This window comes from Actinomadura madurae (genome assembly GCF_900115095.1).
Taxonomy (GTDB): domain Bacteria; phylum Actinomycetota; class Actinomycetes; order Streptosporangiales; family Streptosporangiaceae; genus Spirillospora; species Spirillospora madurae.
Genome location: NZ_FOVH01000010.1, coordinates 71,542 through 83,947, shown reverse-complemented (window position 1 = coordinate 83,947; position 12,406 = coordinate 71,542). Strand labels below are relative to the sequence as shown.

Genomic DNA, 12,406 nt, shown 5'->3' with positions numbered 1-12,406 from the left:
CATCGCCTCACAGTGCCTGGCTGAACAGTGCCTGGACGTCGTGGACGTCCAGGTCCCGCGGGTTGGTGGCCATGCAGGCGTCCTTCAGGGTGGTGCGCGCCAGGCGGGGGACGTCGCTCGCGGCGACGCCGAGGCTGGCGAGCCCCTTCGGGACGCCCAGCTCGTCGGCCAGCGCGCGGACCCGATCGGCGAACCGCAGTGCCGCCTCGTTTGGCGGTATGCCCTGCGCGGCGATCCCCGCCGCCTCGGCCAGCGACACGAACCGCTCCGGCCGCGCCTCGGCGTTGACCCGGATGACGTGGGGCAGGAGCACGCCGTTGACCACCCCGTGCGGCGCGTCCAGCAGGCCGCCGACCTGGTGGCTCATCGCGTGCGTCGCGCCGAGGATCGCGTTCGTGAAGGCCATCCCGGCCTCCAGCGACGCCTGCGCCATGGCGACCCTGGCATCCACATCCCCGGGCTTCAGGTGGGTGCGCGTGAGGTTGTCTATGATGAGCTTGACCGCGTGCAGGGCGTGATTGTCGGACAGCGGATTGTGCGCCCTCGACACGAACGCCTCGACGGCATGGGTCAGGGCGTCCAGGCCGGTCGCCGCGTTCAGCCAGTCCGGCATGGTGGTCAGCAGCCTGGGGTCGACCAGCGACGTCTCCGGCACCAGGGTCCGGCTGACGATCGTCAGCTTGACGTGCTCCGCGGTGTCGGTGATGACGGCGAACTGCGACACGTCGGCGCCCGTCCCGGAGGTGGACGGCACCATCACCGAGGGCGGAATCGGCTGGACGACCCGGTCCACGCCCTCGTAGTCGAGGATCCGGCCGCCGTTGCCCGACAGGATCGCGACGCCCTTGGCGGCGTCGATGCAGGACCCGCCGCCCAGCCCGATGATCACATCGGCGCCGCTTTCGGCGTACCGCCGGAACCCCGCCTCGACCTCGTGGTCCTTCGGGTTCGGCGTGACGTCGTGCCACAGCACGGGCCGCAGCCCCGCGCGGCGCAGGTGGCCGACCGCCTCGTCCACCCAGCCCGTCTCCATCAGTCCCGGGTCGGTGACCAGGAACGGCCTGCGCCCGCCCAGCCGCAGCGCGCAGTGGCCGAGTTCGGCCAACGAGCCCAGGCCGAAGACGATCTCGGGGACGTGGAACTTGGTGAGCGGCGCGGCCGGCCGGCCGCCCGCGAGATCCGGCGGCCCGCAGGGGCCCGCATCGCACCTCCATCCCGTGCCCGGCTCGCCGTGAACGATCGTCAGGTCTGCCATCAGCGACATGTCACCCTCCCGGGCCGACCGCGACCTGGTGCCTGCAACGCACCGTGTCTCGAATACTACGAGCTGGCTCCTGCCGATATCGCGTTCGTCACACCTGCTGCCAAGCTAGACCGGATACCCCCGCCCCGGCACCTGTCCGATCGGACGGGGCGCCCCGCCGCCTGAGGGCCGATAATGGGGTACTCGTCCGACCCATTACAGGCGAATCCATGTCAGAACACGACAGCCTCCGGCTACGGCGAAGCGCCCTGGTGGAGGAATGGTCCCACTGGGTGCCCCGGCTCAGCACGGGTGCGGGGTCGTCCCATGCCTCCGCCGGAGCGCTGCGTGCGGAGATCACCGAGTCCTGGCGGCGTTCGCTGGTGAGCGTCGATCCCGAACGCGACAGCGCCCCCGCCTCGGCCGGCGGCGAGGCCCTCGACCGCTGGACCGGGTCGCCGCTGCGCGGGCCCCTCACCGAACTCGCCGGCGAGTTCCGCAGCATCGCCGAAGACGCCGGGTTCGTCACCGCCATCACCGACGAGTCCGGCACGATCCTGTGGACGTGCGGCGGCCGGACCATGCGCCGCCGGGCGGAGCGCGTCAACTTCGCGCCGGGAGGCTGCTGGGACGAGCAGGCCATGGGCACCAACGCCCTGTCCCTGGCGCTGCACACCGGCCGCCCCAGCACCGTGTTCTCCGCCGAGCACCTGGTCGCGACGCTGCACGACTGGGTCTGCTACTGCGCCCCCGTCCGCGCCCCGGACGGGCGCATCCTCGGCGTCGTCGACATCTCCACCACGTGGGATCGCTCGCACCCCCTGGCCATGACCATGGTCCGCAGCCTGGTGTCCAGGATCGAGGCCGAACTCCGCGCCGGCCGGCTCCCGGCCCGCGGTCCGCGCGTCCGCGTGCACTGCCTCGGCACGGGCGGTGCCGAACGTGCCGGGACGCCCCTGTCGCTCCGTCCTCGCCAGTTGGAGATCCTGACCCTGCTGGCGCTGGAGCCGGACGGCTTCACACCCGGCCGGTTGCGCGAAGCCGTCTACGGCGACCGCCCCATCAGCACCTCCACCTTCAAGGCGGAGGTGTCCCACCTGCGCCACGCGCTCGGCGGCGGCATCGCCAACCGCCGGTACACCCTGACCTCGCCCGTCTCGTGCGACGCCGTGGACGTGTTGCGCGCCTTGGAACGCGGCGACACGACGACCGCGCTCCGCTTCTACCGGGGCCCCCTCCTCCCGTTCTCCGAGGCCCCCGGGATCATGGAATGGCGCGCCCACCTGGAGGTCGCCGTCAGGGAGGCGGTCCTCACCAGCACCGACCCGGAGTTCGCCCTCCGCTACAGCGAACGTGTCCCCTACGACACAGAGATCCACCAGCACGCGCTGCGCCTGCTGAACCCGGGCGACAGCAGGCGCCCCCTCGTGGTGAGTCGCCTCACCACATCCCTGCCCGAACCGCCCGCCCACCCCTGACCGGAACCGCGGCGAGCGGTCGGCGGCGTGCTGGTATGCCCGGGCGATCGTGGAATCCACGCCCACCTGCTGGGCTCACGAACCGAACCAGCGGCGCCTGACGAGGCCTTTTCTCTCGCGTTTGGCGAGCTTCTTGATGATCCGTAGGTTCCTTCGGGCCTGCACCTCGCTGTCCAGGTCGTCCAGAACCTGAAAGATGGTGATTGCCTGTTTGCAAGTATCGATGGCGTCCGAATAGCGATCGAGTCCGGCTTGGACCGCCGACAGGTTGGTCAGAGACGTGGCTTCCTGGTACTGGTCGTTCAGGGCTTGGAACGCGGCGACGGCGCGAGTCAGCGTGGCCAATGATTCTTCTGGCCGTCCCGCTGCTTCGAGCGCATTGCCGAGAGCGTCCAGCACCATTGCCTGTTCGTGCGGATCACCTGATTCCTCGTAAAGGGCGATAGCTCGCCGGAGCACGGGGACGGCTTCCTCGGGACGCCCGGCGACGTCCAGGCAGATGCCGAGATTGGTGAGGTTCTGCGCCTCGCTGTGCGGATCGTCGATGTCGCGGGTGATCGCGATCGCCTTCCGATACGTGGTGATCGCGGTCTCGGTCTCGCCCGTTCGTCCGAGGGCGATACCGAGGTGGGACAGGTTGGCAGCCTCGCCATGGCGGTCCCCGAGACGCCGGCATGCGGTGATCGCTTCGTTGAGGACGTCGATGGATTCCTCGAACTGTTCGGTGCGCTGCAGGACGATGCCGAGCGTGCTCAATGCGACCATCTCGGCTTCCAGGTCGCCGTTCGCAGAGCGGATGATGGTCAACGCGCGGCGGAGGCTGCGGGCCGCGTCGTCGAAACGGCGGGCCTCGTCTTGAATGCCGGCCCCGTTGATCAGCGCCCTGACCTCGCCATCGGTGTCGCCCTGCGAGCGGCTGAGGTTGAGTGCTTCTCGGGTTGCCTCTATGCCTTCATGTAGTCGCCTCGCGCCTCGGAGGGCGCTGCCCAGATTGTTGAGCGCGGTCCTCTCCCCAGCGTGGTCGGCCAGCTCACGGGACAGGCGCAGATCCCGCCGATGCGCCTCGACCGCCTCGGGGTAGCGACGTGCGCCCTCCAACGCCACACCCAAGGCGCACAAAACCTTGCTCTCCGCAGCGCGGTCTTTGCGGTCGCGGGTGGCTTGGAGGATCCGCTCGCTGAGGTCGATCCAGATGCCGAACTGGCGGCGGGCTTTGAGATAGGCGCCCAGGTAGAGGGCGAGATCGCGGACTTGGTCGTAGTGGTCGTCGACGGCGCTGAACGCGGTCGCCGTAAGGTTGAGGTACTCGATGTCCAGGTCGGCGAAAGCGCTGGACCTCGGTTCCGGATCGCTGCTGGAAGTGACGGGTGCTGTCAGGCGGGCGTCGCGCTCTCGCGTCAGGCGCAAGTAGTGCTGAATGAGGCGTGCGAGTGCCTGGTCGCGGTGGTCGGCGGCGGAGTGTGCGGCGCTGTGTTCGGCGCCGTAGAGACGGATGAGGTCATGCATGCTCCATCGGTCGAAAGCGGGAGCCTCCAGCAGATGTCCGCGGGCCAGGTCGGCGAGTAGGCGGCGGGCGTCGAACCGGTCGCCGTCCAGCAGGGCGGTGGCGCTGTCAGTCGAGATGTCATGGCCGGGAGCGAATGCCATCAGCCGAAAGGCGCGCTGCTGCTGGGGATCTAATCGCCGGTAGGACAGATCCATCGCCGCTCGCACGGCCAGGGGGCGGCCTTCCTCGTCGATGCCGGGATAGCCGAGCGCGTCCAGCCGAGTGTGCGCTTCCTGGAGTTCGTCGGCCAGGTCGGCCAGCGGACGCAGGGGTTCGTCACTGAGCAGTCCGGCGACGATCCAGAGTGCCAGGGGCAGGTATCCGCACAGTGCGGCGATCCGATGTGCCTGCCCGTCATCGTCGTCCCGACTGGCTTGCAGGTCGCGCTGTACGCGGTCGTCGCTGTCGTTGGTCACGCGCAGGGCGGCGTCCAGCAGCTGCACTGCCTCCGGTTCTGCCATTGGGGGAAGCTCGATCCGGTAGGCACGTAGATCCGAAAGCTTCTGCCGGGACGTGACGAGCATCCGGTGCGGAGTTGGCGGACGCAACGGCATCACTTGGCTGGATGAGGCGACGTTGTCCAGCAAGACCAGCACCGGGCGGTGCTGATCGGCGAGCCGGGCCAGAGTCTGTTGCCAAAGCCTGTGCTTGCCGTCCAGGTCGGGCGGAAGGTCTCGGGTCTTGATGCCGAGATCTGTCAGCAGGCGGTCGACAACGGTCTCGGCGTCGGCGGGTCCGTGCCGTGGGTCGTAACCGTGCAGGTTGAGGTGAAGGAGCCCGCCAGGAAACCAGCGGCGATCGCGGGCCTCGTGAGCGGCGTGAATGGCGAGAGCCGACTTTCCGACACCGCCCATGCCCGCTACCGTGGAGACGACGACCATGTCATGCGGCGACCGGTCGGGATCGAGCCGGCCGAGCAGGTTCTGAAGCATGTCCTGGCGGCCGGTGAAGGCGGTCGGTCTCACCGGCAGCGTCATCGGCGTCTCGGTGACTGGCCTCCGGTCGGCCGGAGGACGCCCCGTCTGCCGCTTCTTGCTCTCCTGCTGGGCCTGCGTCAGCAGGTGTGTCCACTCAGCCTCGGTCAGAGCCCGGTAGTCGGCGTCCTCGCCCACCTTCGTCCGCAGTTGCTCGACCATGCGAAGAAAAGAAGCAGTGGAGTCGGCACCGGGCACCGACGGGCCCTTGAACCAGCCGTCGATCACCGATGGCCACTTCTTGCCCCCCTTCGAGTCGCTGGCCATACGGGCCAGGGTCGCGAGCTTGGGGTCCCCCGCGGCAGCCCGAAGACGAGCGAGCTCGGCACGCAGTCGATCCCCTCGTGGACGAGAAGTCTCGGTCAACGGGTCCCGCCTCCGCGCCTATGCGATGTCGTCGGAATTCGGGCGACAGTATGGACTGACCAGGCTAGACGTCGAAGCACAGAGCGACGCGATATCGCAGGAAAAATCGCAGTACGAGTTCAGTGAGCCGCCTCAGCCCCGGTCGGGAGCGGGAGTCCCGACCCAACCCAAGGAGCGGCCATGCGTCCGTACTCACTAGCCTGCCTCGCAGGCCGCGACATGGGCGGGCGGCGATGAAGCGGCCGACCGCCGCCATCGCGGCCCTGGCAAGCGCGCCCGCCGGCGCGGCCATCACGATCATGGAGACGACCGGCGACACCGTCCTGGCCTTCAAGATCGCATTACTGGTCGCCATCGTGATCGCCGTTCTGGGACTGGGCGCGCCGGCCGTCCGCCGCCTGCCCGAGCTCATGCGCATCTGGTTCGAGGGACGTGCCCTGACCCGCGTCACCAAGGCCGCGATCTGCGGACCCCACAAGAACGCGAAGGACGCCGCAGACGTACGTGAGGCCGCCCGAGCATACGCCAAGGACCGCAAGTGGAGCGATCCCACAACTGTCAAGCAGGTCATGGAAACCGCCCAGGAAGACGAATGAAAGGAAGAAACAGCACCGGTAGCCGGCACCGCCAGACCGCGGTGGATAGCACTTGCGGCGGCTAGCCTGACCGCAAGTCTTCGCCCCAACCAGGGGGAGGCCGGGCCCAGAAGGCCGTCCGGACGCACCCGGCCGAGCGCTCCCTGCCCCGGATGCTGGGGCGGCGGTGTTCGATTGGATCGAGTGCTGGTGTAGGAGGTCCGCAAGCCACCGACTGGTACCGGCACATCAGCCTGGCCATGGTCACCCACGCCTACCTGGCATTCTCGTCGGCATGCACGAGATCATCGAGCCATCGGAGGTCTTCACCTTCGCTCCGAGATCAACCGAGCGGCGTCTCCGGCAACTTCTCTCCACACCCCGATACCCTCAGCCTCAAAGGCAGCCGTGAGTGCTTCGAGTACCTCACTTTCCGATCTACCTCGATGACTTACTCTGATTTAATCAAGAAATCGCCGATAGCGCTCCAGTGCTTTATCACCTGCGACATGGCCTCCTCACAGCCGCCAGCATTCGACACCTCGTTTCCTTTACAAAGACTCAGTGTGCATTGGCTTTTAGCGGCTCTTCACAAAGTGGCGTTTGGTTGGGCCTGAGATCCGCCGGGGTGTCCGTCAGGGACGGCGTCGGCTCCATGCCGGCGTCGGCGCGGCCGGACCATTTCGGCGCGCGGCGCTAGGCGGGCCGTCGGCGATGATGGGGGTGTGCAGTATGTGTCCAGAGTGCCGCGTCCGCCGCTGGACGGGCTGATCGACGACCTGTACTACCTGGAGGGCGCGCCGCCGTACTCCAGGTTGCTGCTGCCGGCGGCGCCGGCGCCGTTGCTGATCGTCAATCTCGGGGCGCCGTTCCTCATCCGCGCCGGCTCCGCCGACGAGGCGGCGGAGTACGCCGACGGCTGCGCGGTCGTCATTCCCACCCGCGCGTGGGAGTTCGGCTATCCGACGCCGACGCAGTCCGTTGGTGTCCACTTCAAGCCGTGGGGTCTGGCGCCGTTTCTTCCGATGCCCGCGGCCGAGTTGTGCGACCGACCGGCGACGTTGGATCAGATCCGGAGCCAACGCGCGACCGGTGAGCTACGAGACCGACTGGCCGTGGCGGACTCACCGCAGGACCTACTCGCGTTGCTCGAGGACGAACTGGTGCGACGATTGCGCACGATCGACGGTCTCGACCTTGTCCGTCAGGTGAGCAGCGCCATCGCGGCGACCGGCGGGACCGTGCCGATCAGCGACCTTGGCGTGGCGGCCCGCGTCAGCAGTACCTATCTGGCGAAGCGGTTCAAAGCCATCGTCGGCGTCACGCCAAAGAGGCTGGCTCGCAGCTATCGCTTCAGTTCCACCGTGTTGGCGATCGACGTCGCTGCCCCGATCGACTGGAGCGAGGTCGCCGCTGACGCGGGCTACTTCGACCAGGCCCACTTCGGGCGCGAGTTCCGGGAGTTCACGGGTCTCACGCCGACCCGGTACGTCGAGGTCCGGCGGCGGTTCCTGCGCGATTACCCCGGGCACGCCTTGGACGGATGGCCCCTGCCGGCCGATTGATTTCGTACAAGAACGAGCACTCGCTCCGCACAAGACTCGGACCTCCGAACAGAGGAGGAACCCATGGGAAAAGTTGTCATGAGCGCGTCGGTCTCGGTGGATGGTTTCATCGCGGCGGAGAACGACGATCCCGGCCCGATCTTCGAGTGGCTGGTCAGCGGTGACGTGCCGTTGGACGACAGTGGCGTCGTGAAGGTGTCGCAGGCGTCCTACGACCACACCCGGCCGTACTGGGACGAGATCGCAGTGACCATCGCCGGCCGCCACGTCTTCGACATCACCGACGGCTGGGACGGGACACCTCCCAGCGGGGTCGACCACGCGGTCATCGTGACACACCGGCCGGCGCCCGAGGGCTGGGACCCCCAGGCGCCCTTTCACTTCGTCGACGGCATCAAGGCGGCCGCGGCCAAGGCGCGGGAGCTCGCGGGTGACCGCACTGTCGAGGTCGCCGCCGGCGACGTCGGAGGGCAGATGCTTGCCGCCGGGCTGGTCGACGAGGTGCGCATGGACGTTGCGCCCGTCGTGTTCGGGTCCGGCAAGCGCTACTTCGGCTCCATCGGCGGGCAGCACCTGTTGGAGGATCCAGACGTGGTGATCCAAGGCAACCGGGTGCTTCACCTGCGCTATCGGGTGCGCCGTTGACCGATCTGAGGGGGTAGGCGAAGAAGCCACTGCGACGGTGACACCAGGTCGGGCCTCCGGCTGCGTTTGTGCATCGCCGTCCCGCCATGGACGTCGAGGTCTTCCAGATTGGTGGACCTCGACTTGTCTGACGCCACCTTCACCTGCCCTGACCTGCCCCGATTACCCACGCGCCGCTGGGCTGGGGGCCGACGACGCTCGCGGTGACCGTGCGCTGCTACCGGTGTACCGGTAGCAGCGCACGGCGGCGCCAGGACATCCGCCCGGCTCTTCGGCATCCGAAGAGCTCCCCGACGTGACAGCGGTCATGGATCCCTTCCACATCGTGCGCCTGGACGGCGATGCGTCGGACCGGTGCCGCCACCGGGTCCAGTTGGCGATCCACGGCCACCGCGGCAGGAAGAACGACCCGCTCTACTCCGCGCGCAGGACCCTGCACACCGGTGCCGGGCTGCTCACCGACAAGCAGACCGCTCGGCCCACCGCGCTGTTCGCCGACGACGCGCATGTCGAGGTCGAGGCGACCTGGTGCATCTACCAGCGAAGAACCCCGGCATCAGCAACGGCCCCGCCGAGGCGATCAACGGCCGGCTCGACCACCTGCACGGTTCCGCAACCTCACGAACTACATCGCCCTCCAACCGCTGCGCGGGGCGGTAGGACTCTTGGCGCCTGCCTGCTGTGGCCGGGCGCGGAGGCGAGGGTGATCGAGGAAACCGAGTGTCTCCTGCACGGTTTCAGGTTGTGTCCGCCGCGCACTGTTGACGGAACTCGCGCGGTGACAGGCCGTAGGCGCTGCGGAACGCCTGACTGAAATGCGCAGGGTTGGTGAACCCCCACCGGGCCGCGATCTCGTTGATCGGGCGGGTGGCCAGATGGGGCTCGGCGAGGTCGCAGCGGCATCGTTCCAGACGGCGCTGGCGGATCCAGCCGGCAACGGTGTGCCCCTCTTCGTGGAACAGCTTGTTCAGATAGCGCAGGGAGATGTGATGCGCCGCGGCGATCGCGCCTGGGGTCAGATCCGCGTCGCCCAGGTTCGCGCGGATGAAGGCGTGGATTTGGGCCATCAGCGCTTGCCGCCTGGTATGGGACGGCGCGACCGTCTCAGTGTCCAGCGCGGTTGCCAGCGCTACGGTCAGCACATCCAAGGTCAGAGTGGACAACCGGGCGGCATCGGCTGGGCTGAGCTCGTGCATGTGCCGAGCGAGCTGGAGCATGAACTGTGACGACAGCGCCCCGACACCTTTAGCACCCGGGATGCGAACCGTGCTCAGCCACCGCAGGTCGCGGGGCGACAGCGGCAGTAGGGATCGCGGGAATCGCAGGAGGAGCACCTGGCTCAGCGGTACGTCCGGGGCGAACTCGCCCACATACGACTGTGAGGGGTCCCACAGCTTTAGGTCCCCGACCCCTAGATTTGCGCAGTGGCCGTCCTGCGTTGCCATGACGCCACCACGCACGATGCAGCCCAGCGCGAATATCTCGGGATTTGATTGGCGAATGAGGTTGGGCGTACGATGGATCGAGTGCGGCATCGTGGTGATCAGCGTCGCCTGCACAGGGTCGAAGGCGCAAACATCGACCTGACCCCGAAACCCTTTCTCCAACGCCGGTTCGCAGCGCAGGTCAAAAGGCGCCCAAAGCTTCGAGTGCACCTCACGCCAAAAGGCGAAACGCTCCCCCACCAGGACCTCGGCGGTGTCGATCACGTCCATAACCCACCACAGTATTGTCGCGGCCGTCGCGAGGACCCGATCATCATCGCCCGGAAAGGACACGAACTCAAGCCACCGGGCCGGGCTCATCTCAGCGGGCCTGCCAGCGGTTCGCACGCTACTGACGGAACTCGCAGGTGTCGAGAGGCCGTGGGCGCTGCGGAAGTCTGACAGAAAAGATGGAGCCGATCCCGCATTGCTCGGACGGCGGTCAATAGGGGCTCGGCCCGCGTTGGCCAGGGACTCGAAGGTCTTCACCGGACGCGGTGGGCTACACGGTGATCGTGGAGTTCGGCGTGGCGGAATCGGTAGATGGGCCAGCCGCATGGTCCCGTGACCAGACCACTGCCGTGCGTGAACTCGGAGCCGTCGGGAAGATCGCCGACCAGGCACTCTGTCCGCGACACCCGCCGCTGAGGTGTGCCTGGGGCGGGACGGCCGACCGGTGACCAGCATCGCGGCGCACCAAGCAGGCGCGGGCTCTGAACAGAGGTAGGGCGGCGAAACGGCTCGACACACCTCGGAACGGTTGAGGCTAGGCGACCGCCCTGGCGGTCCCACCGCCAGAGTCAACCTTGAGGACCACTGTTGACCGCGTCGCGCCTACGTCGGCGATATGGTCGAGCGTGAGGATCTTGCAGTCGCCGCGGGGGTCGTAGACGAATGCATCTGCCAGGCGACCATTTGTGAAGTCGTAGATCTCATTCCCCGGGCCCGGCGCGAAGGTGCCGAGCCGCCCGTAGTTATAGGACCCGTCGGCGTATCGGTTCCAGAATGAGATGTAACCGGAAGTGTAGTTCTTGAATGACAACATTTGGTTCTGGAAGCCTGTGCCCTCGAATCGTACGCCCTGACACGGGTAAACCGTAGTTCTGGCAGAGAAGCGCACGCCTTGGTTGCCATAGTTAGGTTCCGTCCAGATACAGACGTTCCAGGCAGGGCAGGAAGGCCCGAAGATAGGGGCTTTCCGCCATGGAGTCTCCTGTTTCGCGAGTGCGCCGGCCTCCGCAGGTGCCGTACCAAGCAACGCTACTGCAGCCAAAGCTGCCACGGCTCCCAGATTCCGCATCGACATGACTGTTCTCCCCATCTCTCCTAGGCGGACTGCGCCCCGGGCAGCACGGTTGATTGCCTGGAGTGAGCTTCTTGCTAAGGGTGCCGGGCTGCGGCCGGGCCTGTCATTACTACGGAGCGCACAAGTCTTTAGTATCTGGGCACTGTATGGGAATGGGGGAGGCGAACCTCAAGATTGCGGAGGCTCCCAGGAACGTACGGTGACCTGGCGGATGAGGTGCACGTCGGTGAGTGGTCCTGTGGACGCGGCGAATCCGAACCTGACGGTGTTCGGGATGGGCTCGGGGGCGGGGAAGCGCAAGACCTGGCGGAAGCCGTATCCGTCCTGAAAATCGATGTCGACCGTCACCATCGGGGCCGGCTTGCGGGCCATCGCGATGCGGATGATCCGTTTGACCGGTTCGAGCAGGGCTTCGGCCCGCGTCGGCGTGACGTTGGCGGGCATGGTCGCCAACTCGCCGTGGAGTCGGCCCGGCAGTGCCGACCGCCAGGGCCCGGGGGAGGTCTTCTTTCTCATCGTGGCGGCGAGGACGCAGTATCCGTTGACGCCGTTCCCTGGACCGCGGGCGGTCACGATGTTGGGTCCGGGAGGAGGCGGCTGAAACGAGGTCCCGGCCGGGGAACGCCGACGGCAGCCATTTCCGCGCTTTTCTCCGTCGCCGAAGTAGTCGCCTAGCACGTCGAGTCCGATGCCGAGGTAACCGCCGGCGACGCCGGGGACGAAATGGGCGCCCGGCCTGGCGTCCGGCAGTTTCTGGGCGTAACCGAGGCTTCCACCGAACGCGCCCGGCGTGGTGAGCCGTTGGGCGCCGTCAGTGAGGAAGAAGGAGATCCCGTCGGCGGGCGTCCGCGTGGTGTTGCCGTACTGCCACTGCTCGAAGGTCACCTCCAGACCGTCCTGCGTCGGAACCGGTGAGTCGAAGAGCACGGCGCCGGTCTCTTCGACATGGGCATCGGTGAGTTGGAGATAGCCGTGCGGCGCCGCACCCGTTGGTGGGACAGGGCCGGCCGGATCCGGGTGACAGCCGCCGAGCGGATGGTTCGCGGCTTCCGCGACCTTCCCACCGCGCGGAGCACCCGTCAGGCATGCGGCACCGTATCCCACGAAGCGGGCGTCCGCGGCAGCCGCGGTGAACGCCTCGTGGACCAGTACCGAGCCAGGACGCCGGTCTGCCGCCGAAGAACGTCCGGCCGCCACGACCACCGCGACCATTCCTATCGCCGC

General features: G+C 67.6%; 9 protein-coding genes and 1 pseudogene. 5 read left to right on the top strand and 5 right to left on the bottom strand.

Annotated features, from left to right (window positions below; translation table 11 throughout):
* Positions 1-7: 7 nt before the first annotated feature.
* Positions 8-1,264: an iron-containing alcohol dehydrogenase gene (locus BM339_RS26310; protein ID WP_075022547.1), complete on the bottom strand. Its 1,257-nt coding sequence runs from the start codon at positions 1,262-1,264 to the stop codon at positions 8-10.
* 209 nt (positions 1,265-1,473) lie between these two features.
* On the opposite strand from BM339_RS26310, the gene BM339_RS26305 reads away from it, so the two are divergent.
* Positions 1,474-2,721: a helix-turn-helix domain-containing protein gene (locus tag BM339_RS26305; RefSeq protein ID WP_075022546.1), complete on the top strand. Its 1,248-nt coding sequence runs from the start codon at positions 1,474-1,476 to the stop codon at positions 2,719-2,721.
* A 75-nt stretch (positions 2,722-2,796) separates the two neighbouring features.
* On the opposite strand, the gene BM339_RS26300 is transcribed toward BM339_RS26305, so the two are convergent.
* Positions 2,797-5,508 carry a tetratricopeptide repeat protein gene (locus tag BM339_RS26300; RefSeq protein WP_075022545.1) on the bottom strand — a complete coding sequence of 904 codons (2,712 nt, stop codon included), beginning with the start codon at positions 5,506-5,508 and terminating at the stop codon, positions 2,797-2,799.
* Between the two features lie 332 nt (positions 5,509-5,840).
* On the opposite strand from BM339_RS26300, the gene BM339_RS26295 reads away from it, so the two are divergent.
* The 4 genes and pseudogenes from BM339_RS26295 to BM339_RS26280 form a co-directional block, all read left to right on the top strand.
* Complete coding sequence (locus tag BM339_RS26295; protein WP_075022544.1) at positions 5,841-6,203, top strand: hypothetical protein; 363 nt, start codon at positions 5,841-5,843, stop codon at positions 6,201-6,203.
* 704 nt (positions 6,204-6,907) lie between these two features.
* A complete protein-coding gene (locus BM339_RS26290; protein ID WP_075022543.1) occupies positions 6,908-7,747 on the top strand; it encodes a helix-turn-helix domain-containing protein in 840 nt (279 codons plus the stop codon).
* 78 nt (positions 7,748-7,825) lie between these two features.
* On the top strand, positions 7,826-8,392 hold the full coding sequence (locus tag BM339_RS26285; protein ID WP_218163758.1) for a dihydrofolate reductase family protein: 567 nt from the start codon (positions 7,826-7,828) through the stop codon (positions 8,390-8,392).
* A 268-nt stretch (positions 8,393-8,660) separates the two neighbouring features.
* A pseudogene (locus tag BM339_RS26280) lies at positions 8,661-9,007 on the top strand (transposase); the annotation flags it as partial.
* A gap of 122 nt (positions 9,008-9,129) precedes the next feature.
* On the opposite strand, the gene BM339_RS26275 reads toward BM339_RS26280, so the two are convergent.
* The 3 genes from BM339_RS26275 to BM339_RS26265 form a co-directional block, all read right to left on the bottom strand.
* Positions 9,130-10,107, bottom strand: coding sequence for a helix-turn-helix domain-containing protein (locus BM339_RS26275; protein ID WP_075022711.1), 978 nt, complete (start codon positions 10,105-10,107; stop codon positions 9,130-9,132).
* 535 nt (positions 10,108-10,642) lie between these two features.
* On the bottom strand, positions 10,643-11,176 hold the full coding sequence (locus BM339_RS52515; RefSeq protein ID WP_337959931.1) for a peptidase inhibitor family I36 protein: 534 nt from the start codon (positions 11,174-11,176) through the stop codon (positions 10,643-10,645).
* Between the two features lie 174 nt (positions 11,177-11,350).
* On the bottom strand, positions 11,351-12,394 hold the full coding sequence (locus BM339_RS26265; RefSeq protein ID WP_143118600.1) for an L-type lectin family protein: 1,044 nt from the start codon (positions 12,392-12,394) through the stop codon (positions 11,351-11,353).
* Positions 12,395-12,406 lie beyond the last annotated feature (12 nt).